Source organism: Micromonospora coriariae (genome assembly GCF_900091455.1).
Taxonomy (GTDB): domain Bacteria; phylum Actinomycetota; class Actinomycetes; order Mycobacteriales; family Micromonosporaceae; genus Micromonospora; species Micromonospora coriariae.
In genome coordinates this window covers 6,597,277-6,621,660 of the sequence record NZ_LT607412.1, presented here as the reverse complement: position 1 = coordinate 6,621,660, position 24,384 = coordinate 6,597,277, and the positions used below count along the sequence as shown (strand labels likewise).

General features: G+C 69.6%; 19 protein-coding genes and 2 pseudogenes. 11 read left to right on the top strand and 10 right to left on the bottom strand.

The window, feature by feature from the left end; all coding sequences use genetic code 11:
- Positions 1 to 2 precede the first annotated feature (2 nt).
- Genes GA0070607_RS30900 through GA0070607_RS30890 form a run of 3 tightly spaced genes read left to right on the top strand, consistent with a single transcriptional unit; the run spans position 3 to position 9,954 of the window.
- Positions 3 to 3,119: a non-ribosomal peptide synthetase gene (locus GA0070607_RS30900; protein ID WP_089022217.1), complete on the top strand. Its 3,117-nt coding sequence runs from the start codon at positions 3 to 5 to the stop codon at positions 3,117 to 3,119.
- A complete protein-coding gene (locus GA0070607_RS30895) occupies positions 3,116 to 8,626 on the top strand; it encodes a non-ribosomal peptide synthetase/MFS transporter (RefSeq protein WP_089021351.1) in 5,511 nt (1,836 codons plus the stop codon). The genes GA0070607_RS30900 and GA0070607_RS30895 overlap by 4 nt, the downstream gene beginning before the upstream one ends.
- Positions 8,627 to 8,631: 5 nt before the next feature.
- A complete protein-coding gene (locus GA0070607_RS30890; RefSeq protein WP_231930579.1) occupies positions 8,632 to 9,954 on the top strand; it encodes an FUSC family protein in 1,323 nt (440 codons plus the stop codon).
- A gap of 1 nt (position 9,955) precedes the next feature.
- On the opposite strand, the gene GA0070607_RS33695 is transcribed toward GA0070607_RS30890, so the two are convergent.
- A complete protein-coding gene (locus GA0070607_RS33695; RefSeq protein ID WP_231930576.1) occupies positions 9,956 to 10,114 on the bottom strand; it encodes a hypothetical protein in 159 nt (52 codons plus the stop codon).
- Positions 10,115 to 10,197: 83 nt separating this feature from the next.
- A complete protein-coding gene (locus tag GA0070607_RS30880; RefSeq protein ID WP_089021349.1) occupies positions 10,198 to 10,476 on the bottom strand; it encodes a hypothetical protein in 279 nt (92 codons plus the stop codon).
- Between the two features lie 270 nt (positions 10,477 to 10,746).
- Between GA0070607_RS30880 and GA0070607_RS30875 the strand changes: the two genes are divergently transcribed.
- Both GA0070607_RS30875 and GA0070607_RS30870 read left to right on the top strand, forming a co-directional pair.
- Positions 10,747 to 11,514: a DUF5753 domain-containing protein gene (locus GA0070607_RS30875; RefSeq protein WP_089021348.1), complete on the top strand. Its 768-nt coding sequence runs from the start codon at positions 10,747 to 10,749 to the stop codon at positions 11,512 to 11,514.
- Positions 11,505 to 11,696 carry a DUF397 domain-containing protein gene (locus GA0070607_RS30870; RefSeq protein WP_089021347.1) on the top strand — a complete coding sequence of 64 codons (192 nt, stop codon included), beginning with the start codon at positions 11,505 to 11,507 and terminating at the stop codon, positions 11,694 to 11,696. Before GA0070607_RS30875 ends, GA0070607_RS30870 begins: the two co-directional genes overlap by 10 nt.
- Before the next feature lie 315 nt (positions 11,697 to 12,011).
- Here GA0070607_RS30870 and GA0070607_RS30865 read toward each other — a convergent pair whose 3' ends face one another.
- The 3 genes from GA0070607_RS30865 to GA0070607_RS30855 form a co-directional block, all read right to left on the bottom strand.
- Entirely contained in the window at positions 12,012 to 13,106 is a 1,095-nt protein-coding gene (locus tag GA0070607_RS30865) for a hypothetical protein (protein WP_157743325.1), read from the bottom strand.
- Between the two features lie 218 nt (positions 13,107 to 13,324).
- A complete protein-coding gene (locus GA0070607_RS30860) occupies positions 13,325 to 14,143 on the bottom strand; it encodes a hypothetical protein (RefSeq protein ID WP_089021345.1) in 819 nt (272 codons plus the stop codon).
- Between the two features lie 46 nt (positions 14,144 to 14,189).
- Positions 14,190 to 15,334 (bottom strand): IS3 family transposase gene (locus GA0070607_RS30855; RefSeq protein WP_089021344.1). Its coding sequence is split into 2 segments (ribosomal slippage): positions 14,190 to 15,061 and positions 15,061 to 15,334, totalling 1,146 coding nucleotides; the frame shifts between segments, so codons are not numbered across the junction.
- 446 nt (positions 15,335 to 15,780) lie between these two features.
- Here GA0070607_RS30855 and GA0070607_RS30850 point away from each other — a divergent pair.
- Positions 15,781 to 16,158, top strand: coding sequence for a hypothetical protein (locus tag GA0070607_RS30850; RefSeq protein ID WP_089021343.1), 378 nt, complete (start codon positions 15,781 to 15,783; stop codon positions 16,156 to 16,158).
- A 79-nt stretch (positions 16,159 to 16,237) separates the two neighbouring features.
- Here GA0070607_RS30850 and lepB read toward each other — a convergent pair whose 3' ends face one another.
- Both lepB and GA0070607_RS30840 read right to left on the bottom strand, forming a co-directional pair.
- Positions 16,238 to 16,981 carry a signal peptidase I gene (gene lepB / locus GA0070607_RS30845; protein WP_157743324.1) on the bottom strand — a complete coding sequence of 248 codons (744 nt, stop codon included), beginning with the start codon at positions 16,979 to 16,981 and terminating at the stop codon, positions 16,238 to 16,240.
- 82 nt (positions 16,982 to 17,063) lie between these two features.
- The gene (locus GA0070607_RS30840; RefSeq protein WP_157743323.1) at positions 17,064 to 18,416 is read right to left on the bottom strand and encodes an IS110 family RNA-guided transposase; all 1,353 of its coding nucleotides are present in this window, start codon (positions 18,414 to 18,416) and stop codon (positions 17,064 to 17,066) included.
- Positions 18,417 to 18,777: 361 nt separating this feature from the next.
- Between GA0070607_RS30840 and GA0070607_RS30835 the strand changes: the two genes are divergently transcribed.
- The 3 genes and pseudogenes from GA0070607_RS30835 to GA0070607_RS32640 form a co-directional block, all read left to right on the top strand.
- On the top strand, positions 18,778 to 19,389 hold the full coding sequence (locus tag GA0070607_RS30835; protein WP_231930573.1) for an alpha/beta hydrolase: 612 nt from the start codon (positions 18,778 to 18,780) through the stop codon (positions 19,387 to 19,389).
- Between the two features lie 204 nt (positions 19,390 to 19,593).
- On the top strand, positions 19,594 to 20,244 hold the full coding sequence (locus GA0070607_RS30830; RefSeq protein ID WP_089021339.1) for a Type 1 glutamine amidotransferase-like domain-containing protein: 651 nt from the start codon (positions 19,594 to 19,596) through the stop codon (positions 20,242 to 20,244).
- Between the two features lie 35 nt (positions 20,245 to 20,279).
- Positions 20,280 to 20,405: pseudogene (locus GA0070607_RS32640) on the top strand (IS5/IS1182 family transposase); the annotation flags it as partial.
- Positions 20,406 to 20,417: 12 nt separating this feature from the next.
- On the opposite strand, the gene GA0070607_RS30825 reads toward GA0070607_RS32640, so the two are convergent.
- Positions 20,418 to 21,218 carry a maleylpyruvate isomerase N-terminal domain-containing protein gene (locus GA0070607_RS30825; RefSeq protein ID WP_089021338.1) on the bottom strand — a complete coding sequence of 267 codons (801 nt, stop codon included), beginning with the start codon at positions 21,216 to 21,218 and terminating at the stop codon, positions 20,418 to 20,420.
- A gap of 299 nt (positions 21,219 to 21,517) precedes the next feature.
- On the opposite strand from GA0070607_RS30825, the gene GA0070607_RS30820 reads away from it, so the two are divergent.
- Together GA0070607_RS30820 and GA0070607_RS33690 are read left to right on the top strand one after the other, a co-directional pair.
- On the top strand, positions 21,518 to 22,474 hold the full coding sequence (locus tag GA0070607_RS30820) for a sulfotransferase family protein (protein ID WP_172899136.1): 957 nt from the start codon (positions 21,518 to 21,520) through the stop codon (positions 22,472 to 22,474).
- Between the two features lie 92 nt (positions 22,475 to 22,566).
- On the top strand, positions 22,567 to 23,259 hold the full coding sequence (locus tag GA0070607_RS33690) for a hypothetical protein (protein ID WP_231930570.1): 693 nt from the start codon (positions 22,567 to 22,569) through the stop codon (positions 23,257 to 23,259).
- Positions 23,260 to 23,392: 133 nt separating this feature from the next.
- Here the strand turns inward: GA0070607_RS33690 and GA0070607_RS34240 are convergent.
- Both GA0070607_RS34240 and GA0070607_RS30805 read right to left on the bottom strand, forming a co-directional pair.
- Positions 23,393 to 23,623 (bottom strand): annotated as a pseudogene (locus tag GA0070607_RS34240) (DUF3558 family protein); the annotation flags it as partial.
- Positions 23,624 to 23,811: 188 nt separating this feature from the next.
- Positions 23,812 to 24,378, bottom strand: coding sequence for a GNAT family N-acetyltransferase (locus GA0070607_RS30805; RefSeq protein ID WP_089021334.1), 567 nt, complete (start codon positions 24,376 to 24,378; stop codon positions 23,812 to 23,814).
- Between the last annotated feature and the right edge of the window lie 6 nt (positions 24,379 to 24,384).

Genomic DNA, 24,384 nt, shown 5'->3' with positions numbered 1-24,384 from the left:
CGATGACCCGCGAGTGGACCTTCCCGGCCTCCTTCGCGCAGGAGCGGGTGTGGACCGCCAACCAACTCGACCCGGGCTCAGCGGTCTACAACGTCTCTGCGCCGTGGCGGTTCCCGGCCGGCGTCACCGCGGCGCAGGCGGTCGACGTGCTCGCCCAGGTGGTCGCCCGGCACGAGTCGCTCCGTACCCACCTGCGGATGGTCGACGGCGCGCTGGTGCAGGTGGTCCGTGCCGCCGAGCCGCTGGAGCTGCCCGAGCTGGACCTGACCGGCCTGCCCGCCGACGAGCAGGAGCGCCGGTCCGCCGAGACGATGACCGAGCTCGCCCGTACCCCGATCCCGCTGGACGCCCCGCCACCGTGGCGGGCCCGGCTGGTCCGCTTCGCGGCCGACCGGCTCGGGTTGCAGTTCGTGGTGCACCACGCGGTCTTCGACAGCCACTCCGCGGTGCTCTTCGACGCCGAGTTGGCCGCGTTCAGCCGGGCCGCGCTGACCGGCGCGCCCGCCGACGTGCCTGAGCTGCCCATCCAGTACGCCGACTTCGCCGTCTGGCAGCGTGACCAGCTTTCCGGCGACGAGTTGACACGCCAGCTCGCCTTCTGGCGCGAGCAGTTGGCCGGTGCGCCGGCGGTGACCGGCCTGCCGTTGGACCGGCCGCGCCCCACCCAGCTCGGCTTCGCCGGCGACGAGGTGCGTTTCGACCTTCCCGACGGGCTGCTGGACCGGGTCGGGCAGCTGGCCGCCGGCGCTTCGGCCACCCCGTACATGGTGCTGCTGGCCGCCTTCGCGGCGTTGCTGTCCCGGATCTCCGGCGATCCCGAGGTGGTGGTCGGGGTCTCCACCGCCGGGCGGGACACGGCCGAGCTGACCCCGCTGATCGGCATGTTCGTCAACCCGGTCGCGCTGCGGTGCGACCTGGCCGGCGACCCGAGCGTCACCGAGCTGCTCGGCCGGATCCGTGCCGGCCTGGTGGACGCTATGGAGCACGGGCAGACGCCGTTCCAGCGGATCGTCGAGGCGGTCGCCCCGCACCGTGACCCGTCGGTGCAGCCGGTGTTCCAGACCGCGCTGAACTTCATTCCGGACTCCGGCCTGGACCCGGTGCCGCTGGGCACCACCAAGGACGACCTGGCCTTCGACATCACCGCCGGCACCAGCCGGCTGGTCTACCGCACCGACCTGTTCGACCGGGCCACCGCCGAGTCGGTCGTCGCCCGCTACCTGCGGCTGCTCGCCGCCGCCGTCACCGACCCGGCGACGCGGCTGTCCGCGCTGCCCCTGCTCGACGACGCCGAACGCGCCGTGCTGCTCACCTGGACCGGCACCGGCGGTGAGGTGGCCCCGGCAACCCTGGTCGCCGAGGTGGAGCGGCAGGCCGCGGCCACCCCGGCCGCGGTCGCGCTGGTCTGCGACGGGATGCAGCTGAGCTACGCCGAGTTGGCCGCCCGGGCCAACCGGCTGGCCCGGCTGCTGGTCGAGCGCGGTGCCGGCCCGGAGACCCGGGTGGCGCTGCTGCTGCCCCGCTCGGTGGAGCTGGTGGTGGCCATCCTCGCGGTGCTCAAGGCCGGCGCGGCGTATCTGCCGGTGGACACCGGCTACCCGGCGAACCGGATCGGCTACCTGCTGGCCGACGCCGAGCCGGCGCTGGTGCTGGCCACCCCGCGGACGGCCGCGCTGGCCCCGACCGACGCGCTGGTGCTCGGCCCGACGACCGCCGCGGACCTGGACGACGCCGACCTGACCGACGACGACCGGCTGTCGCCGCTGCGCCCGGAGCACCCCGCGTACCTGCTCTACACCTCCGGCTCCACCGGCCGACCCAAGGGAGTGCTGATCGAGCACCGCGCGGTCACCGCCTACCTGGCCTGGGCCCGGGACACCTACCCGGGGCTGGCCGGCACCGCGCTGCTGCACTCGCCGGTCTCGTTCGACCTGACCGTGACCGGGCTGCTCGGCCCGCTCACCGCCGGCGGCACGGTCCGGCTGGCCGGCATCGACACGCCGGCGGCCCGCGCCGGCGGCCCGCCCACCTTCCTCAAGGTCACCCCCAGCCACCTGCCGCTGCTCGACGACGCGCTGTCGCCCAGCACCGACCTGGTGATCGGCGGCGAGGCGTTGGCCGGTGAGCAGCTGACCGGCTGGCGGAGGGCCCACCCCGAGGTGGCCGTGATCAACGAGTACGGCCCGACCGAGGCGACCGTCGGCTGCGTCGCGGCCCGGATCGCCCCCGGGCAGCCGGTGCCCGCCGGGCCGGTGCCGATCGGCCAGCCCACCTGGACGACCCGCGTGCACCTGCTCGACGCCGCGCTGACCCCGGTGCCGCCGGGCGTGGTCGGCGAGCTGTACATCGCCGGGTCGCAACTGGCCCGGGGCTACCTGCGCCGGCCGGCGCTCACCGCCGAGCGCTTCCTGCCCTGCCCGTACGGGCCGGCGGGGGAGCGGATGTACAGCACCGGTGACCTGGCCCGCTGGCGGGCCGACGGGACGCTGGAGTACGTGGGCCGCCGGGACAACCAGGTCAAGGTCCGGGGCATGCGGATCGAGCTGGGCGAGATCGAGTCGGTGCTGCGCGCTCACCCGGGCGTGGACGAGGCCGCGGTCGTGGTCCGCGCCGACGCCGGCGAGCCGACGCTGGTCGGCTACCTGGTCGGCCGGGTCGACGAGACGGCGCTCGCCGCCGACCTGGCCCTTGAGCTGCCCGCGCACCTCGTGCCGAGCGCGCTCGTCCGGTTGGACGCGCTGCCGCTGACACCGAACGGCAAGCTGGACAGCGCCGCGCTGCCGGCCCCGGCCGCCGCCACCTCCGACGGCTTCCTCGCCCCGCGCACCGACGCCGAGGCGCTGGTCGCCGAGATCTACGCCGAGATCCTCCAGCTGGAGAAGGTCGGCGCGCTCGACGACTTCTTCGCCCTCGGCGGCAACTCGCTGCGCGGCATGCGGGCGATGGCCCGCATCCGCGCCGAGGTGGACGTGGAGTTGCCGATGCGGGCGCTGTTCAGCAGCCCGGTGGTGGCCGACCTGGCCGCCCAGATCGAGCAGCGGATCGCCGCCGAGTTCGACGAGCTCTCCGACACCGAGGTCGCCGCGCTGCTCGCGGCGGAGAAGGACACCCCGACATGACCGACGTGAAGGACCCGACCCGCGACGCCGCACGACAGGCGCTGATCGCCCAACGGCTGCGCCGCCGGTCGGGCGGCACCCCCGCCGCGCGGATCACCCCACGCCCGCCGGACGCCGAGGTGCCACTGTCGTACGCCCAGGAGCGGGTCTGGTTCATGGACCAGCTCGCCCCCGGCGAGGCGGCGTACCACATCGCGGTGCCGCTGCGGGTGCGTGGCCCGCTCGACGTCGCGGCGCTGCGCCGGGCGCTGGCCGACCTGACCCGGCGGCACGAGTCGCTGCGCACCCGGTTCCCGGCCGACTCCGACGGGCGGCCCACGGTGGTGCTCGACGACGCGGTCGAGGTGCCGCTGACCGTGGTCGACGCCGCCGACGAGGCCGCCGCGCGGGCGCTGGTCGACCGGGCGGCGGCCGAGCCGTTCGACCTGGCCAACGGGCCGCTGCTGCGCGCCCTGCTGATCCGCCTGGCGCCGACCGAGCACGTCCTCTTCCTCGGCCAGCACCACATCGTCGGCGACGGCTGGTCGGTGGACGTGCTGCTGCGCGACCTGATCACCCGCTACCGCGACGGGGAGTTGCCCGCCCTGCCGGTGCAGTACGGCGACTTCGCCGTCTGGGAGGGGCGGGAGCTGACCGGGCCGAGTGCCCGCCGGCACCTGGACTGGTGGAAGGGACGGCTGGCCGGGATCACGCCGCTGGAGCTGCCGCTGGACCTGCCCCGGCCGGCCACCCAGACCTACCGGGGCGACTTCGTCGAGTTCACCCTGGACGCGGCCGCCACCGAGGGGCTGGCCGCGCTGACCCGCTCCTACGGCGGCACGCTGTTCATGACCCTGCTCGCCGCGTACCAGGTGTTCCTGGCCCGGCACGCCGGCCAGGACGACTTCGCTGTGGGTGCCTCGGTGGCCGGGCGGTCCGCGCCGGAGCTGGAGAACGTGGTCGGCATGTTCGTCAACATGCTGCCGCTGCGCGCCGAGCTGACCGGCGATCCGACCTTCACCGAGCTGCTGGAGCGGACCCGGCGCGCGGTGCTGGACGGGTTGGAGCACGCCGAGGTGCCGTTCGCCCGGGTGGTGCACGAGCTCGGGCTGCCGCGCGATGTCAGCCGCTCGCCGGTGTTCCAGGCGATGTTCGTGTTGCAGAACTACGAGATGGGCCGGTTCGCCGGGGTCGCCGAGGACGCCGGCGTCGACTTCGAGTGGCATCCGATGGAGCTGCGCGCCACCCGCTTCGACTTCGAGCTGCACGCCGTGGAGACCGGCGACGGGCTCTGGGGCAAGCTGGTCTTCAACACCGACCTGTTCACCCGGGCCACCGTCGAGCGGATGGCGCACCGGCTGACCACCCTGCTGCGCGCCGTGGTCGCCACCCCGGACCTGCCGGTCTCCGCGCTGGACCTGCTCGCCCCGGCCGAGCGGGAGCTGTTGGCCGGGTGGAACGACACCGCCGGTGACTTCCCCCGCCAGCAGACGCTGCACGCCCCGATCGAGGAGCGGGCCGCCCGTACGCCGGACGCGGTGGCGCTGCGGTTCTCCGGCCGCTCGGTGACGTACGCCGAGTTGAACGCGGCCGCGAACCGGGTGGCGCACCGCCTGCACGGCGCCGGGGTGGGCCCGGAGACCCTTGTCGGGGTCTGCGCGGAACGCTCGGTGGAGCTGGTCGCCGGCCTGCTCGGCGTGCTCAAGGCCGGCGGCGCCTATCTTCCGCTGGACCCGGAATACCCGGCGGACCGGCTGGCCTTCATGGTCAGCGACGCCGCGGCGCCGGTGGTGCTGGTGCAGGAGCACCTGCGCGACGTGCTGCCGGCGACCGACGCGAGCGTGCTCGCCCTGGACGACGAGTCGGTCTGGGCCGACCAGCCGGCGACCGATCCGACGCCGACGGCGGGCCCGGCCAACCTGGCGTACGTCATCTACACCTCCGGCTCCACCGGCCGGCCCAAGGGCGTGCCGAACACCCACCGGGGCATCGTCAACCGCCTCGACTGGATGCAGCGCACCTACCGGCTCGGCGCCGAGGACGCGGTGTTGCAGAAGACCCCGGCCAGCTTCGACGTCTCGGTGTGGGAGTTCTTCTGGCCGCTGCGCGAGGGCGCCCGGCTGGTGCTGGCCGAACCGGGCGGTCACAAGGACACCGGCTACCTGCGCGACCTGCTGATCTCCGAGCGGGTCACCACCGCCCACTTCGTACCGTCCATGCTCACCGTCTTCCTCGCCGAGGACGGCGTCGAGGCGGTCACCGCGCTGCGTCGGGTGATCTGCAGCGGCGAGGAACTGCCGCTCACCGCGGCCCGGGACTTCACCGCCCGGCTGCCCGGCTGCGGCCTGCACAACCTGTACGGCCCGACCGAGGCGGCGATCGACGTCAGCGCCTGGGCGTGCGACCCGGCGCTGCTGGACGAGCTGACCAGCGTGCCGATCGGCGCACCGATCAGCAACCTGCGCCTGCACGTGCTGGACGCCCGGGGCAACCCGTGCCCGGTCGGCGTCGCCGGTGAGCTGCACATCGGCGGCGTCGGGCTGGCCCGGGGCTACCACCGTCGGCCCGCGCTGACCGCCGAGCGGTTCGTGCCGGACCCGTTCGCCACCGAGCCGGGCGCCCGGCTGTACCGCACCGGCGACCTGGCCCGCTGGCGTACCGCGCCCGACGGCGGACCCGGCGGGGTGCTGGAGTTTCTCGGGCGGATCGACCACCAGGTCAAGCTGCGCGGGCTGCGCATCGAGCTGGGCGAGATCGAGAGCGCGCTGCGCGCCCAGCCCGGGGTGACCGAGGCGGTGGTGCTGGTCCGCGAGGACACCCCCGGCGACAAGCGGCTCACCGGGTACCTGGTCGGCGCGGCCGAGCACGACGCGGTCAAGGCCGCGCTGAAGGAGACCCTGCCCGAATACATGGTGCCGGCCGCGTTCGTCACGCTGGAGGCCCTGCCGCTGACCCCGAACGGCAAGCTGGACCGAAAGGCGCTGCCCGCCCCGGTGGTCACCCGCGCCGCGTCGGTGGCGCTGGTCGAGCCGCGCGACGACACCGAGCGGCTGCTCGCCGGCATCTGGTCCGACGTGCTCGGGGTGCCCACCCTCGGCATCGACGACGACTTCTTCGACCTGGGCGGCCACTCGATGCTCGCCACCCAGGTGGTGGCCCGGATCCGCAAGGCCGGGCACGATGGACGGCCCGTCGGCGTGATGGACCTGTTCCAGCAGCGGACCATCCGCGACCTGGCCACGTTCATGTCCGGCGGCGGCGAGAGCGACGGGCCGCGCCGGCTGCTCTACGAGTTGACCAAGCCGATCCCGGCGGCACAGCGGGTGATCACCTACGTCTGCGTGCCGTACGGCGGCGGCAGCGCGATCGTCTACCAGCCCCTCGCGGACGCGCTGCCGGCCGGGCACGCACTCTGGTCGCTGGCCATCCCGGGTCACGACGTGGGGCTCACCGAGGACGCGCTGCCCTTCGACGAACTGACCACCCGCGTCGCCGAGGAGATCCTGGAGCGCGTCGAGGGCCCGCTCGCCCTGTACGGCCACTGCGGCGTCGGCAGCGCGATCGTCGCCGAGGTGGCCCGCAAGGTGGAGGCCGCCGGACGGGAGCTGACCGCGCTCTACATCGGCGCGATGTTCCCGTTCGCCCGCCCGAAGGGACTCTTCGCGGCGCTGCGCACCCGGCTGGAGAAGCTGCGCAGCAACAAGCACTACGCGAGCTGGCTCAAGTCGATGGGGGTGGACACCGACGAGCTGGACCCGGAGCAGGCCGACCGGATCATCAGCAACATGCGCGCCGACTCGCGGGCGTCGGAGGAGTACTTCACGGATCTGCTCGACCGGCGTGCGGAGAAGCTGCGCGCCCCGATCATCTCGGTGGTCGGCTCGGAGGACCCGGTCACCGACTACCACACCGAGCGGTACGCCGAGTGGCAGTTCCTCAGCGACCGGCTGGGCCTGGTCGTCCTCGACCAGGCCGGGCACTTCTTCCTCAAGTACCGGGCCGAGGAACTGGCCGAGATCGTCACCCGGGTCCACCCGGCGCTCATCGCCGGTGACGTCGACGCGTTGACCCCGCGGGCACGCGGTGCGGACGCCGGCTGGGCGGTGGCCGACACCACGGGCGTGGACGCCCGCACCGGCCCGGAACAGCCGTTGGTCCGGCCGAGCATGGCCCGGTTCGTGGCGGTCACCGCCGGGCAACTCGTCTCCAGCACCGGCTCCGCGCTGACCGCGTTCGCCCTGCCGATCTGGCTGTTCACCCGCACCGGATCGGTGGCCAACCTGGGCCTGCTCTGGGCCCTCGCGCTGGTCTGCGGTGTACTGATGCTGCCGGTCGCGGGCGCGATCACCGACCGGGTCAGCCGCCGCAAGATCATGATGATCGCCAGTTGCAGCGCCGGCTCGATCCAGCTGATTCTCGCCGCACTGCTCTGGACCGACAACCTGGTGCTCTGGCACATCTACGCCCTGGTGGCGCTGAGCCAGGTGGCCGGCTCGTTCCAGCGGATCGCGTTCCAGTCGGCCGTGCCGCAGCTGGTGCCCAAGCGCTACCTGGGCCACGCCATGGGCATCACCCAGCTCTCCAACGGCTTCGCCATGCTGCTCATGCCGGTCTTCGCCGCCGGCCTGCTGGCCGCCATCGACCTCAAGGGCATCCTGCTGCTGGACGTCGTCAGCTACCTGGTCGCGGTGGTGACCCTGTCGGTGGTCCGCTTCCCCGACCTGCTCGGCTGGCGGCCCAGGGAGCGGCTGCTGGTGGCGATCGCGAACGGCCTGCGCTACTCGTGGCGCCACCGCGGCTTCCGCCTGATGCTGGGCTACTTCGCGCTCGGCAACATCTTCCTGGCCCCCGCGCTGGTGCTCACCACACCGCTGGTGCTCTCCTTCGGCAGCGCCACACAGGTGGCCCAGGTGGCTCTCGCCGAGGCGCTCGGCGCGGTCTCCGGTGGCGTGCTCATGTCGCTGTGGGGCGGGCCCCGGCACCGACGCATGATCGGCGTGCTGATCGGCAACCTCGGCACCGCCGTCGGCTGCGTCCTGGTGGGCCTGGACGCGTCGGTCGCGATGATCTGCGTCGGCGCTTTCTGGCTGGCCATGTCGATGACCACAGCGCAGTCGATCTACGCCACAATCGTCCAGGTCAAGGTGCCGCAGCGCTTCCACGGCCGGGTGTTCAGCCTCAACCAGACCATTTCCTGGTCGACGCTGCCGATCGGCTTCGCGCTGCTCGCCCCGGCCGCCACCGGTCTGTTCGAGCCGATGCTCGCCTCGGACGGGGCGCTCGCCGGGTCGGTGGGCGCGGTGATCGGCACGGGCCCGGGCCGGGGGATCGGCTTCGCGTACGTCTGCTTCGGCGCGGCGCTGGTCCTGATCAGCCTGGGCGGTTTCGCGATCCGGCTACTGCGCCGTTTCGACCTGGAGGTGCCGGACTCGCTGCCCGACGACCTGATCGGCGCGCAGGAGCGGGAACGCCGCCTGGCCGCCCGCGCCGCAGAACGCGAGGAGGAGCGGGTGCCGGTCGGGGTGTGACGGGTGTGGGTGCCACCGTCGTGCCGCACGGCACCGTGGTGGCACCCACCGCGTACGACATCATCTTCGGGATTGGCCGGACCTCCCGAGCTGCGCCGTGGTACGAGTGCTCGGTGAATCCTGATGGCCGCCGCCGGTCCGGCGGCAGCCCGCCACCGCGCGACCGGCTGGTGGCACGTGCGAAGGCAACTGCCGCTCGGGTTGGGGGCCGAGGTGGCCGGGCGGGACGACTGCGGCTCAATCAACTGGAAGTCGCCCTGGTCATCTCCGTACAGGCCGGACTCGCCGCGGCTCTGGCCTGGTCGATAGGGCACGATCTGCTGGGCAACCCCGCGCCGATCTTCGCCCCCTCCGCCGCGGTGGGCACGATCGTCGCCTCACTCGGGCAGCGCGCCCACCGCACGGTCGAACTGCTGCTCGGAGTCGGGCTCGGCATCGCCACCACCGACTTTCTGCTGTCCTTCCTGGGCACCGGGTTCTGGCAGACCGGATTCGTCGTCGGGTGCGCCATCCTCGCCACGCTGGTGCTCTTCGGACGCAGCGGCGCGGCCGTCGGCCAGGCCGGCGGCACGGCGGTGCTGCTCGCCACCCTGGCGCCGGCCCAGAAGGACCTGGAATGGCCGCGCATCGTCGAGGCGATGGTCGGCGGAGCAGTGGGCCTCGTGGTGGTCGCCTTGCTGATACCGCTGAACCCGATGCGGATCCTCGACCGTGACGCGGCCCCGATCTTCCACTGTCTCGCCCGTCAGCTGCGGGAGGTCTCCGCGGCGCTGACGACGAGTGATCAGCAGCGGGCGGTTCGCGCGTTGGACGCCCTACGGGGCATGGGACCGGACCTTGAGCGGATGCACGAGGCACTCAGCGGCGCCGAGGAGGTCGTCAGCCTCGCGCCGGCCCGTTGGCTGCGCCGTCAGGATGTGGAGCGGTTCGCGCGTGCAAGTCAGCGGATGGAACGGGTCATCGAGCACAGTCGGGGAGTGGCCCGCAGGTCAGCGCTGGCCTTGCAGTACAACGAACGGGTTCCTCCCGAGCTGCCCGCGAGCGTCGGACAACTCGCCGACGCGGTCGAGCTGCTGCGCCGTGAGCACCGCGCCGGGCGCCCCACCGAAAAGACCCGGCAAGCGGTACGCGCCGCCGTCTTCCAGGCTGCCCGAGCCCGAGCCCAGCGGGTCGACGAGTTCGGCGACGCGGTGGTGACCCAGGTGCGTCCCGCCGCCAGCGACCTTCTTCGCCCCATCGGGTGCGACGCGACAACGGCGAACGAAGAGGTACGCGACGCGGTGCAGCGGGGCGAGGACTCCGTTCGATCCGGTGGCCCGCCGGACTGAGTCACCGGGCCGAGGCCCATCCGGTGAAACGCTCGACCAGGTCGGTCGGCGGGGTGTCCGGGCCCAGCCCGGCGAGATCGCGGGCGGCCTCCACGCCCAACGCCGCGAGGTGGGTCAGCAGCGCCGCTCGGTCGGTCCGGTACTCGGCGAGCAGGCGCACCTTCGCCGGCGAGCACGGCCATGCGATCCCGCACGCCTGACAGCGCCAGGTGGGCCGGGACGGGAGGTGGAGCCGGCGGCGGCTCACACCATCACCCGCCGGGCTACGGCCGGCCGACGACGGCTGGTCGGCTCCGGTAGCGCCGTCAGCCAGCGCACGCCCGCGGGCATCAGGTACAGCTCGCGGCGGGCCACCGCGTCGCCGTTCGGGGCCAGCTCGTAGCACTCGATCCACAGCCAACCGTGGTAGGTGTGCCGGTCGACCAGAACACGGATCACCCGGACCGTGACCGCTCGCACGAACTGCGGGCTCGCGTCCCGCGTCAGGCGCAGCAGGTCGCCCGACTGGATCGACCGTGTCATCACTGCCGTACCTCGCCTCGCAGGCCTCGGGTCGGGCAGCCTGGGTGTGTCGGGCACGGCGCCCCCTCGCATCCGTTGATGGGAAGGGGGCCCGGCCTCGGTGCTCGCCGCCGGGTCGGCCGGGCCCCCGCTACGGACGCGCACGCCGGGCTTGTGTCGCCTCCACCGCTCGCGCCGTCTACGCAGCACCCTGCCGAGGGTTGCGTGACAATCACACAGCGTTAGATGATTTCTTCGGTACGTTTCATTGGCTCCGGAAGGGACGCGGGCATGAACCACGCATTCGTCGCGGCGCTCGCCGAGGCGTGCGAGACGGCTGAGAGCTTGGCCGATCGCATCGGTTTGCACCCGAAGACCGTCGCCCGATGGGCGAACCCGGGACGCATCCCGCAGACCCGCCATCGTGCTGAGGTAGCAAAGATCCTCAGAAAGGACGTGGTGGACCTATGGCCGGACGTGCTCAACCGCCGGGAGCCGGTGTGGTTCCGACCGTGGGTCGACATCGAGCGTGAAGCGGTCGCGCTGCGGGCGTTCCAGCTCGCCTGGGTTCCAGGCCTGCTTCAGACCGAGGCGTACGCACGCGCCACGTTCAACGGCCAGGCGCTGACGCCGGACGAGGTTGACGAGTTGGTCGCCGCGCGGCTCGACCGGCAAGCGATCCTGAGCCGTGAGCGAGGACCCTTGCTCGTCGCGGTGATCGACGAGGGAATCATTCGCCGTCCGGCCGCCGGAAGCCGGGCACTGATGGCCGAGCAGCTTGCTCACCTCGTGGCATGCGCCGACCTACCGAGCGTGCAACTCCACGTCGTACCGCAGGGCACGGCGACGTATCCGGGACTCGACGGGCCTTTCACGCTCGCCGAGTTGCCCGGCGGGACACGAGCGGCGCATGTGGACAGCCAGGCACGCGCGCAGATCATCGACCAGGCTTCCGAGATTGCTACGCTGGAGCGGCGGTGGGAACGCATCCGGGGCGAGGCCCTTCCCCGAGGGCGTTCCCTGGAACTCCTCACAGAAGCGGCGAGATCATGGACATGACCAGCGCACGTTGGCGCAAGAGCACGAAGAGTGGCGGCAACGGCGGCGACTGCGTCGAGGTCGCGGACAATCTGCCCGGCGTCGTTCTGGTCCGTGACACGAAGAACCGCAATGGCGGCACCCTGGTCTTCGGCCCGACGTCGTGGCGTGCGTTCGTCGCCCAGCTCGCCCGGCGGCCGTAACCGCACCAGGGCGTACCCGAAGTGGCCGTCGGTCAGGGTTACGCGCACCGTTCCGGTGTCCTCACGGTTGTACGGACCTCGGGACGACGCCGTGTCACGGGTCGAGACCTTCGCCGCGTAAACGGATCTAGCCGATGTGAGTAAGTCGACCTCGGGTACTGCGCCCGCTCCGGTCGGTGTCGCGGGAACCGTGTTGAAGATGCTGAAGCCGCCTGGCGTCCGCGAGCGCTCACTCTGTCGGAAAGGGCTCGCCCACGGGCCACGGGTCGCCAACGCCGAACCAATAAGCCTGCGAGCGCTCGGGCTCGACGAACGTCATGTCCCCGTCCGAACCCGGGACAGCACGCCGCCACATGGGCAACGCATCAACGGTGTGCTCTGGGCTAGGTGCTCCCAGATCGTATGCTGCTGCTTGCCGACGAAGGCGGGGTGAAGATTCTTGACCACGAGGACCCCTGACACACCACGGTGATCCCAGCGGTTGCCCCTGTACCAGTAGCCGTCGGGCTTGCGGGCCATTGCGGTTGACTGCGTACCGTCGGCGTAGGTGCGGATCTCGACGACCTCGGTGCCGTACAGGGCGTTGATCACGTCGTAGTCATCCAGAGAGATGCTGCTCGAGGCGACTGCGACGACGAACGGCGCATCGAGCGAGCCGTAGGCCGAGCCCTTGTCGGCCAACGCGCCTCGGATCCCCTCTTCGTCCTGTACCCATTGGGCCTCGCCACCCCCGAAAATGCCGAGCGGCCTTGCACCCTTCCTGCCGCGGGCCTTGGGCGACTTGGGGATCGCACGGAAGTCGATTTTCCAACCCGCGTCCTCGTGGATGAACCCAGGAAGGTCGTCGCGATGCTTGCCCTCCAGGGTGTGGTCGTCCGGGTCCAACCCGCCAAGCCACTTCTTCAAACGGCCCCGCAGCGGCCGCACGCGGAGCGGGGCTTCACCGTGCATAGCAACGTTGATCCAGAGGAAGAAGTTTGGGCTAACCAACTTGTCGAGCGACTCGTATACCGCGTTTACCCGGGCTGACTTGCCGACCACGACGTCGCTGGGTGAGGCCGACCGAGCTTCGACATAGACGGACCGACCGTCCTTCTGGGCAAGGAAGTCCGGCCGCCTGCTCGTCCCCTCAAGTTGCGGGTGGCAGGTTACGGAGTAGCCCATCCGGAGTAGGCACTCGTGAAGGTACAGCTCGAAGAAAGCTCCCCTGAACTGGCGGTCGTCCTTGGACCGTAGACGGCCCTGAACGTCGGCTTGCGCATCGGGGCAGAGGCGGGAGAACCAGTCTTCGATCAGGTCACGGACCTGGTCCCAATACGGCCCAGACACGCGATCGAGGAATTGGAAGTGACTGTCTCTATGGCCGGCCGGTGACGGATCCGTTCGGGGTGTGACAGAGAAGATCGTCATGCAGTCATTCCATCACACGGGGCGACACACTCGGCAAGGCAAGCCGTCCACCTCGGCAGCCTCCCCCCGAACAGGGCAAGGGCGTGGGGTGACCAAGCATCACGCGGCAACACCCATCGCCGGACGCCCGGATCTGCCGCAGTGCGTGTGCTGCGAATCGGACCCAATATTGGTGATCAGCCACTTCTACCGTGGAGAAGTGGAGGACCGGGCGCCAATTACCTCGCCAAGTCGGGCACCTGTTCCGCGGCCCACTCCAAAGCCTCCTCCATCTCCTCGGCCCTCTCGTCGAGAGCAGCCAGCTCCGGCTGCCCGATACCAGTAATTCGGGCCAGCGAGGCTAACCCCCCGAGCATGTAACTCGCTGCCACAGTCGCAACCGACAAGGCATGCACCTCAAGGAGCCGGCTATCGCCCTTCTGAGCCTGCTCAATCTCGATGTAGAGGGCCATCATGGCGTCGAGGTTGCCGTGAGTAAACGAACTCAGCCGCTTGTAATGTATGGAGCCGGCATCCTCATCGACGGCAGCTAGCAGCGCCTCACGAGACGGGTATCGCTCGGCACGCAGCCTCCTGCGGCCAGCCCAGTCGAGGATCGCCTTCGAACTCGATGACAGCTCTACGCCCAGCGCTGTCTGCAATCCACGTTGCTCCCCATCCGCCCGTTGCACCATGAACATCAGACGACGAAGCCGAGCCTCGCCGTCCGCTTCCGGACGACCCAGCCACGCCGCCAGACTCGCTGTTTCTGCTGCGGCGCGGGCCAAGTCGATGGCGCTGAGGATTTGCGGGAAGCCGGGCTGCACACACCACGAAAGAGTTTCGAGGCGTTCGGCAGCAGCGTAGTTGAGCGTGCGGTGCACGTGGTGGGCGAAGCTGTAAGGCACTGGGAAACCCTCGTCGCCAACTGTCGCATCCAGCGCCGTCTCACGACGCCACACCGAGCCGGGGGCGGGCTCGTTGTGGCGCACGTCCTGAACCTGCACGCTGACGTCATGGAGCAGTGCCGCGCTGGCGCGGAGGAGGTCGTCGAACATGAATGGGGACTGCCCCGGGTTTGGTTGACTCGCGGGGTTGAGTGGTTCAGGCCGCGTGTGCGGGCTGGTTGATTGTCTCAAACTCGATGGGCGTGAGCCGGCCGAGGCGGCGTTGCCGTCGCCGGCGGTGGTAGGTCCGTTCGATCCAGGTCACGATCGCCAGGCGTAGGTCGTGGCGTGTTTGCCAGCGTTGCCGGTCCAGGACATTGCGCTGCAGCAGGGCGAAGAACGACTCCATGGCGGCGTTGTCCCCGCAGGCGCCGACGCGGCCCATCGAGCCGGTCAACCCGTTGCGGTGCAACGCTTTCACGAATTTCCTGGACCGAAATTGGCTGCCCCTGTCGGAGTGCACGATCGTCGCGGCCGGGTTCCGCAGCCGGGTGGCGTTCGACAGCGCAGCGACGGCCAACGAGGCTTTCATGCGGGTGTCGATGGAGTAGCCGACGATCCGGCCGGAGTACACGTCCTTGATCGCGCACAGGTAGAGCTTGCCCTCGGCGGTGGGGTGTTCGGTGATGTCGGTCAGCCACAGCTGGTCGGGGGCGTCGGCGGTGAAGCGGCGCTGCACCAGGTCGTCGTGCACCGGGGGTCCGGCCCGCCTGGTCAGGCCTCTGCGCTTGGCGAAGACCGACCAGATGCGCTGCTGTGAACACAGCCGCGCGACCCGGTTGGCGCCGGCGCTGATGCCGTGGGCGGGTAGTTCGTCGGCGATGAACCGGTAGCCGAACGCCGGGTCGTCGGCGTGGATGTCGAGGGCGGCGTTGATCAGGTGAGCGTCGTCGAGGTGTCGCTGCGAGACCGGCTCGGCGCGCCACGCGTAGTAGGCCTGCTTACTGAACCCCAGCACCCGGCAGGTCACCGCGACGGGGATCCCGTCCGCGGCCAGGTCACCGACCAGCGGGTACATCATTTTGGGGAGATCTCCTTGGCGAAGTACGCCGCGGCCCGCCGCAGGATCTCGTTCTCCTGTTCCAGCACCTTGTTCCTGCGGCGCAGCTCCCGCAGCTCCGCCGACTCGCTGCTGGTGGTCCCGGGACGGATGCCGTCCTCGACGTCGGCGAGCTTGAGCCAGCGGTGCAAACAGGCGTCGGAGATCCCGAAGTCCTTCGCGATCTGGGCGATGGGGGCCTCGCCCTTACGGGCGACCGCGACGACGTCACGGCGGAACTCCAGGGGGAACGCTTTCGGCATGACAGACATCCTTCCAGCGAGGAACGCATCCTCACAGGTCAGGAGTCAACCGAACCGGGGGCAGTCCCATGCGACTCCGCTCGTTGGTACTTCGATGCTGGAGCGGACCCTAGTTCTTTCGTTGTCGGGCAAACAAGCCGTTTGCTACGTGTCTCGGGTAAGGGCGGTTAAGTGGTGTGGTGCCTCGACATGCGCGCACTGCCAAGCATCGATCACCGGATCACTGAGGACCCGACGGCCCCGTGGAATGCTTGTCAGATGTCCACCGCCGAACTCGTTCACGTTCAACTGAAAGCAGTCCCTGAAGTGTACTTCGGCATTCGACCCTGGTGCAGCGGCGCGTACATCTGCCGCGATCCGATCGCTACGCTACGTGACGCCTCGGCCCGGCTGGTCGGCGTGCGGACATACCAATGACCGTGCACCGCAAGACGTAGTCTTCAACAGTGGACACAACGGCCCTCACGCCCCGCGTGCTGGTGATCGGGTTGGATCCGTATCGGGTGCCGGGGCCGTGGGACCCCAAGCCAGTCGCAGACGGCATCGAAGTTGGGAGGGCCCGATTCGTCGAACACGGCGTGGGGGCTGAGTTCTGCCTGTTCGGCCTCGACGGCAGCGACGATGTGGAGGCGGTCGTCACCACTGCCCTTTGCGCCCAGCCTTGGGAGTGCGTCGTCATTGGTGGCGGGGTGCGCAATCAGCCGGAACTGTTCGAGCTGGTGGTCAATCTGGTGCGGCGGCACGCGCCCGACGCAGCGATCGCATTCAACGCCACCCCGACGGACACGTTCGACGCGGCCGCCCGCTGGGTTGAGGTGCCCTGATGATCGCTCATGCCGCCGTCCGAGCGCTTACCGTCGGCCACCTCGGTACGTCCGTCGCAAGGTGTCAGGTGCGCCTTGGTCAGTCGACAATTACGGCGAAGACCGACGACACCGGCACCGGCCCGGCACACCGGGAGTCGTTCGACCGGGCGCGGCTATCGCCCATGACGAAGACGGAGTCGGCCGGCACGGTGACCGCGGCGAACCGGCGCGGCCCGCAGTAGTTCGGGTTCGGCGGCTCGTCGAGCGACGCGTCCTCAGCCACATACGGCTCGGCCAGCGGCTTGCCGTCGACCGTCAACTTGCCCGAGGTATCGCAGCAGGCGATGGTTTCGCCGCCGATCGCGACGACGCGTTTGAGCAGCGGCGCCTTACGGTCACCCCAGAGACCGCCGGGGGAACGGATCAGGACGACATCGCCGCGCCGTGCCTCGTACGTGCCGGTGACTGTCCGTGCGGTGACAACCTGGCCGGCCTTGACCGTCGGCTCCATACTGACGCCGCCCTGGGTGAACTGTTCGGTGGCTCCCGTCTCGGTCGCGTCACCGTCGCCACAGGCGGCAACAGCCATCACGAGAAGGAGCACCATCAGTCTGCGCATCCGACGGATCCTGCCAGAAGAGGCGGTGCCGTGCGGTCCGCCGGGCGCGGCGCTACCCGGCGCTGGTGCCCCAAGGTCACATGGTCTGTCATCAGCGTAAGTCGTTTTGGTCAAGCTTCTGGTCGGTGCCTCGGCCGTCGTCTGTCCCTGCATAGCGGTGATGGGGTTGGTCCCCAGCAGCGTGTAATCGGGTTGATGAGACGACGGGCCGGGGCTGCCCATGATGACAGGCGAGATCACAGTGCGTGTCTCAATGCCGCGTAGGGCTCGCCCCGGCCGTCAGCTTGAACGCCGCGACGAAGAATCAGGCGGCTAGAGCCACCTGCCTGCGGTGGTGGCTGCCGTAGGTGGCGATGTCGGCGTTCCACGCTCGTCCGGTGGTGATGACGGCGTGCAACTGGCGCAGGATCGCCGCGGCGATGACGGTCTGGGCTTGGGTCGCCGTGAGCTTGTTGGTCTCCCGGGTGGTCAAATGCTGGTAGCGGGCGGCATAGACGGCATTGCTGCGCTGGGCGCCCCAGACTGCCCGCCAGGCGGCCAGACGCAGCGCGGGTCGGCCCTGGCCGGTGAGTTTGGTGCGGCCGACGAACGTGCCGGACAGTTTCTCCCGCGGTGCGAGGCCGGCGTGCTTGACCAGGGCGCGGGCGGTGGCGAACCGGTTCGGGTCACCGGTCTCGGCGAGGATCGCCGCGGCGCCAACCGCGGATAGGCCGGGGATGGAGGTGGCCAGATCGGTCAGCTTGAGCTCGTCGAGGACGCGGGTCATCCGGGTCTCGGTGTCGGTGAGTTTGTCGGTGGCGGTGTGCCAGTCCTGCAGCAGGAACGCGACCCGCTCCAGTGCACCGGGCCGGTGGGCGATCACCCCGGTGGGGTCGGCCAAGGCGGTGAACAGGTGCCGCAGGATGCGCAGCGAGGGTTTGCACCCGCCGCGGCGGGTGATCTCACGGCGCACGGCCTGCTCGAACCGGGCCGCGCCGAGGCGTCGGGTGCGGGCGAGGTCGCCGCCGTCACGCTGGCAGATCACCGTCATCGCTGCAGCCCAGGTGCGGGACCGAAACGGCTGCTTGGCGGTATCAAGCGCGGCGGGCCAGACACACTCGAGCAGCGCGCGGATCTGCTGGACCTGGCTGACCATCTCGATGATGAGCTGTTCGCGGCGGGCGCCCAGATGCCGCAGCCGGCCCCAGGTCTCATCGATCGGCTCCGGCACGTAGCAGCGCAGCTGCGCGGTCAGCCGAGCGATGAGCACCGCGTCCTTCTCATCGGTTTTGTCCGAGGTCAGGTCCTCGCTGCGCCGCGCCCACGAGGTCAGCATCGGCTGCACGCACACGAACGGCATCGCCCGGTCCGCAGCGAGCTGACCGAGGACCCGCCAGCGGTGCCCGGTCGGCTCGCACGCCACCGTCACCCCCGCCCACCCTTTCGCCGCGGCCCGCTCGGCGGCCCAGTCCAACGCTGCCCCGAGATTCCAGGCGCGGCAGCGGAATGTCTTACGGGCCAACACTTTCGAGTCGTGATCGGTGACCACGACCATCTGCTTCGCGTCGGCCAAGTCGATCCCCACGATCGCGTTGGTCACCGGCACCAGCGCCCGCAGCCGAGCAAGCCGCGCGTTGCGGTTGCGATCACCCCGGGACACACCGCTACCGTTACCCATGAACGTCCTCCTCCTGCGATGGGACACCAAGCCCGACAAGCGCATCAGGGGGACGTTCCTACGTCCTGCATCGACACGCAGAACGTCTTTCTATGCCGCTGTCCGCGCGCTGGCTGCGCCCAGCCCACTGCGCTGCGCGGTCATGTCGATGAGCGGGCGGTGGCCGGTGATGCGTGAGCGTGCGGATCTACGGCTGCCGTGTTCGCCGTTGGCGTGACGAATGGGGTGGCGGCCAGCAGGCGACGTCAGGCACGGTGAACCGGTGGATGCCGCAATTGTTCTTGTGCACAGCCCATCGGTGGGTCCTCTGACTTGGGCGCCTGTGGCGACGAGGCTGAAGGCCTCGGGTGCGGTTACGCTGGTGCCTTCGCTGCTCGGCGTGGCGGATGCAGGACCGCCGTTCTGGCCGTCCGTCGCAGAGACCGTCGGCAGATCCACCGACCAGTTGCCGCTGGACATCCCGGTCGTCTTGGTCGCGCACAGCAACGCCGGTCTCTTTGTCCCGGTCATCGTCGAGGCTGCCCGGCGTCCGGTGGCCGGCTGTTTGTTCGTCGACGCGGCGTTGCCCGCTCGCAGCGGGCCGACGGCGGTGGCGCCGCCCGAGCTGCTGGATTTTCTGCGTCCCCAAGCGACCGGTGGCAGGCTGCCGCAATGGACGGCGTGGTGGGACGAGTCCGATGTCGCGCCGATGTTTCCGGATCCGCAGACCCGGCGTGTCGTCTCGTCCGAGCAGCCGCGCCTGCCGTTGAGCTACTACGAGGAGAGGGTTCCCGTTCCGGACGGCTGGGACGACGCGCCATGCGGGTATCTGCTGTTCGGTCCGCCGTACGAACAAGCCGCGCAGGACGCGCGGGAACGCGGCTGGGACTTCGACCATGTTCCAGGGCTTCACCTGCATCAACTTGTGGATCCGGACACGGTGACCGCTCGCATCATCGCCATGGCAGATGAATGGTGCTCGCCAGCCGGCTGACCACGCACGCTCATGCCGCTGACCGGGAGGCGGCCTCTCACCGATGCCCGACGGACTGCGCCGCCTCTTCATGCCGATGTGCGTGTGGGGGCCTGAGGGGTCGCAACGGCGATGAGTTTCGTTGCGGTGTCCAGTCTGTATTCCCACACCCGATCTCCCGACTCTCGAGGAGAGCGTCATGAGCGCTACGTACAGGAGGCAAGCGTGAAGCTTCTTCTCACGTCCGCGGGCGTCACGAACCCGAGCATCGGCGATGCGCTGGTCGACCTGCTGGGCAAGCCGATCGCCGACTCCAGTGCCCTCTGCATCCCTACGGCGGCCCACCCCATGGGCGGGCCAGCCTCGGTCTGGAGCTTCATCACCGGTGAGACGCCGCTACCCATGTGCGGCCTGGGCTGGAAGTCGCTGGGCGTCCTCGAGCTGACAGCGCTGCCCAGCATCGGCGAGGAACGGTGGGTCCCCTGGGTCCGGGAGGCTGACGTCATGCTCGTGGCCGGCGGCGATGCGACGTACCTGTGCCACTGGATGCGGCAGTCCGGGCTGGCGGACCTCCTGCCGTCGCTACGGGACACCGTCTGGGTGGGGTTGAGTGCTGGGAGCATGGTGCTGACCCCCCGGATCGGTGCGGACTTCGTCGAGTGGCCGTCCGCGCCCGACGACCGCACACTGGGGGTCGTCGACTTCTCGATCTTCCCGCACCTAGGTCTCGAGCCGGACAACACCATGGCTGATGCCGAGAAATGGGCGGCCGAGATCGCGGGTCCGGCGTACGCAATCGACGACCACACGGCCATCAAGGTGACCGACGGCACCGAGGTCGTCTCCGAGGGGCACTGGAAGCTCTTCCCCTCGTAGCCGCGACCAACAGTGATCGGCGTGGCGAACCACCCATCGGTCAACGCGCCAACGCCACCCTCAAAACCTGGAAAGTTCTGACGAAACTGCGCTGTTGCCCACACCGCGCCACCGCGATCCTGGTTCTGCACCACGTCGAGAACCCGCCCTACGCAGGGTAAATGGGATCGTTGTTACACGGACGGGTCCCAGGCGATGAGCTGATCGAAGATGCGACGGTCACCGTCCAGCTCCAGCTTCGGCGAATCCAGCGGTATGCGGCCGTAAAAGAACAGGACCAGGTCACTGGCCGTGCCCCGGGCGGAGGCGTCGGCCTTGTCCGTGGCCGGGTCCTCGCTGGTAGCCGGCGCGCCGAGGCGGGCGGCCCATGCGCCGTCGCGGGACAGCCGCAGGCGCCAAGAGCGGCCCTCGGTGGCGTAGTAGTCGACGACCGCGGGTTCGTGCGGCCAGGCGACATCCGTCGAGCAGAGGGTGAACTGGCAGTCGTCGAAACCGTCGAGGGCGACCTCGTCCGGCAGCGGCTCCGGGTCACCCACGGCGAGCTGGACATCGTAGGTGTGCACCGCGATCTCCGGAACCTGGCGCCGAGCCCATGCACCGGAGGTTTCCGGTGACTGCGAGTCACCCCACCACGTCCAACAACCGCGATCCGGGCCGGCCTCACTCAGCGCGCTCGTCAGTCGCTCGACGGACTCGGTCCACCAGGCCAGGAGAGCCTCCCGTTCCCGGGGCGCACCCGTGCCGTCCTCCCAGGCGGACTTCTCCGGGGGAGCGTCGGCCGGCCCTGCGGCAACGATGGCGGCCGACCTGCGGCGGCCCATGCCCAGGTGCTGCACGAGATCGAACAGCGTCCACCCCGGACAGCTCGGCACCGGCACGTCGAGGCTGGGCGCCGCAGCGACCGCGGCACGGAAGGCGGTCGACCGTTCGTCAATCAGCCGCAGATGATCAGAGAACGTCAAAGTCTTTTGCACCCCGGCTTTCTACCAGTGTGCTCCGATAGCCGTACAGCGATTTTCACAGCCGACGCCGCGGGCGCCGCGGCACTGGCGCGCCAGGGCTCCACCTGCCGTGACCTGCACCGTCACGATGAAAAAGGCTCAGTGTGTGAGGGATGCGACGCGTTGGGGAGCTTCGACAAATCGTTGCTCGCTTGTTGGAGGCGACCGTGCGGCACGCACTCGGCGCGGCGGGTGCGGGTCCGGCCCGTAGCAGCGGGTGAAGAGGGCAATTGGCTTGCACAGGCGTCGGGCTGAGAGTTTGACTGCTCGCCATGCCTTTCCCCTCGCCGATCTTCGTTGCGGGTACGGGTCGTTCGGGAACGTCACGGATCGCCGACATCATTGGCGAACATCCGCTGATCCATCGGATTCCCATGGAGACCAGGTTTCTCATCGACCCGGGTGGCCTGCGGGACCTGGCCGACGCGCTCACCGATCGATACGACCCCACCGTCGGTGAGGATGCTCTGCACCGGCTGAGCGATTTCCTCACCGTACGAGTGCCCGGCCGGCGCGACGATCGCGGCAGAACCGTTCCCGAGCTGGTTGGCGCGCGGCGCTACCGGGACGCGGTTCAACAGCTCTGGCCGCAGTTGATCGCGTACACATACGACGAACCTTCGCCCGCGGAAGGATTCGGGAACGCCGACCGGCCGGCCGGGCCGTTCGAGCCGCTGAGCCGCCGGAGGGTAGTTCCCAGGTATTTCAGCGACCGGGGCGAACTGCTCGGAATCTTGCGGGGGCTGATCGACACGATGTTCGGCGGAGCAGCCGCCGACGCGGGCAAGCCGACCTGGTGCGAGAAGACACCGTTCAACCTGCTGTGCATGGAGTTCCTCTGGGAACTTGTGCCCGAAGCGACCATCGTGCACATCAAGCGTCACCCGGTCTCAGTGCTCGCATCCCACCTGGCCCAGCCGTGGGCGCCGTCCACCGTCGACGGAGCGCTCGCCTACCTCAAGCCGGTCTACCACCGATGGCTTACCTGGAAGAACACGGTCGACCTGACGGGCAGGCGATACATCGAGGTGAAAGCGGAAGATCTCGCAGCCGACTGGCCCGGGCAGCGCCGCGCCCTGTTCGAACGGCTCGACGTCGGCGACGTCGTCACCCCTTCAACGTTTCAGTCGCACAAGCTGACGAACCGCAACGACCAATTCGATGACGAAACCCGCGAGTTCATCGAAGAAGCACTCGGCAAGGTCATCCCGGCCATGGGATATGAGTGACGGTTCTGGCTCTCCACCTTGACGCCGCTTAGCAGCAGAGGCCCGTCGCCTCGCCTACCTGAACGACGTTGCCGACCCTACACTCCATGATCATGGCGGTCGAAGTGGTGCTCGGTGAGGTGACGTGTCCATCCGGGCAGTTGGTGATCATGGACGGTGGTTACCTCGAACTGTGGTCCGGCGACCGGGTGCCGGACGACGAGGAGCGCCCGGCAACCGACTTCGCGATCGTGGGGCCGGACGCCGAGGCCGCGGCGGACTCCTTTGACCGGCAGACCGGAACCCGGCTATACGACGTCCCCGCCCACGCCGTCGCCGAGTTCACCGCCACGTTCGACGAACACTGCCGCGAGCATGGGCACGGCGCAAGCCTGCGCGCGTTCAAGCAGCAGGTCCCGCACCGGGAACGCGTCCGGCACGCGGTCGCGGCCCGGGAACACGGATTCATCGTCATGGGCGTTCCGGTGCTGCCGATCGAGGTACCAGCTGATCGCCCGCTGCGTGTCACCGCCGTCCCCGGCGAGTACGGCTGGCAGTCCATGCGGATCGAGTTCGGTGACGCGCCGGTGGCCGACTCGTGGGTGTTCGGGGAGCTGGGGGTCGACCACGCACGGTTCGTTTTCGCCGACGCGGACGCGCTGAGCTCGTGGGAGCACGTCAGGGCGTTGGACGGGCTGGCCGACCCACGATCCACGACGTCCCCGGCGGCCGACCCTGAAGCTCGACCATCTGGGAGAACAGGGAGCAAGCCTGGTCGGGGTCGATGTCCTGTCCGGCTTCGATGAGGGCTGTACCCGCGCGCAGCTTGCTGACGTTCTCGGAGTCTCTGAGTGCTCCCGATGCTTCGAGCACTCGGAGTATCTCCGGAAGTGACTGCGCCCAGTACGACGCATCCGCTGCGGCTAGTTGGACAAAGCGGCCATCGGCGGCCGTCCACTGGCAGTTTGGCAGGCCACCCACCATCCCGGGCTTCGCGTCACCGACGGGTTCCTCGAGTAGCCGCTCTAACTCTCCGGGCTTTAGCAAGTCACAGAGATCGGACCCTGGCCCCGCGTTCGCCGAGGCGGTGGCAGCGGACATTTCCGTCTCGCGGTCGGGAGATGCTGAGGAGGCCTGTGGCTTGTCCGCCGTGGAGCATCCAGCGAGCACCACGAGGCTCGCGGCAATGATGATGAGGGCGCGCACCGGGGGAGTGTGGCACACTGCCTGACCGCTGACGGCCCCCTTACTGACGACGCATTCTCCTTCCGGAATTGCCGCGATCCGCGCGCATGTCGCAGGTCACTTGGCAGACGTTCCGGTGGGCGTGGATGCAGAACGGGCCGTTCGTGCCGTGGCTACTGCCGCCGCTCCCACTGCTCCTTGGTGATCTCGTACCGTACGCCTCCATGCTCGGAGCCCTGGATCATCTCCATGTCGGAGGGAGTAGGGATGGTGTCCGCGAGCGTCATTTCGAGCTTCTCCATGATGTTGCGTGAACCGTGGTTCACGGACATCGTCTCGGCCCAGACCATGCGCACACCCAACTCCGTGAACGCCCTGCCCAGCAAGGCCCGCGAGCCCTCGGTGGCATAACCGTTGCCCCAAGCCGCCTGCCGCAGGCGGTAGCCGAGTTCGACTTCGTCCAGCGGGCCCTCCGGCTCGGGACGCAGGATGAACCAGCCGATGAACGCACCGCCGTCCTTCTCGTGCGCGGCGAACAGTCCGAGGTCGCCGTCCCACTTCGCGTAGCCGGCGAGGATGTTCGGGAGGTGGCGCTCGCGGACAAGCTCCGGCGCGGTCGGACTGCCACCGGTCAGGTAGCGCATCACCGCCGGGTCGCTGTCCAGCTCGATCAGCAGGTCGGCGTCATCGGCAGTGAGACGGCGCAGGGCCAGGCGCTCGGTCTCCAGGTAGGTGTCCACGAGCCG

Excerpts from the sequence above, each read along its gene's own strand:
- GA0070607_RS30875 (WP_089021348.1), top strand. The coding sequence starts at position 10,747 with ATGAACCACGCATTCGTCGCGGCGCTCGCCGAGGCGTGCGAGACGGCT.
- lepB (WP_157743324.1), bottom strand. The coding sequence starts at position 16,981 with ATGGGCAGCCCCGGCCCGTCGTCTCATCAACCCGATTACACGCTGCTG.
- GA0070607_RS30900 (WP_089022217.1), top strand. The coding sequence starts at position 3 with ATGACCCGCGAGTGGACCTTCCCGGCCTCCTTCGCGCAGGAGCGGGTG.
- GA0070607_RS30860 (WP_089021345.1), bottom strand. The coding sequence starts at position 14,143 with ATGTTCGACGACCTCCTCCGCGCCAGCGCGGCACTGCTCCATGACGTC.
- GA0070607_RS30870 (WP_089021347.1), top strand. The coding sequence starts at position 11,505 with ATGGACATGACCAGCGCACGTTGGCGCAAGAGCACGAAGAGTGGCGGC.
- GA0070607_RS33690 (WP_231930570.1), top strand. The coding sequence starts at position 22,567 with ATGGCGGTCGAAGTGGTGCTCGGTGAGGTGACGTGTCCATCCGGGCAG.
- GA0070607_RS30820 (WP_172899136.1), top strand. The coding sequence starts at position 21,518 with ATGCCTTTCCCCTCGCCGATCTTCGTTGCGGGTACGGGTCGTTCGGGA.
- GA0070607_RS30895 (WP_089021351.1), top strand. The coding sequence starts at position 3,116 with ATGACCGACGTGAAGGACCCGACCCGCGACGCCGCACGACAGGCGCTG.
- GA0070607_RS30840 (WP_157743323.1), bottom strand. The coding sequence starts at position 18,416 with ATGGGTAACGGTAGCGGTGTGTCCCGGGGTGATCGCAACCGCAACGCG.
- GA0070607_RS30865 (WP_157743325.1), bottom strand. The coding sequence starts at position 13,106 with ATGACGATCTTCTCTGTCACACCCCGAACGGATCCGTCACCGGCCGGC.
- GA0070607_RS30880 (WP_089021349.1), bottom strand. The coding sequence starts at position 10,476 with ATGACACGGTCGATCCAGTCGGGCGACCTGCTGCGCCTGACGCGGGAC.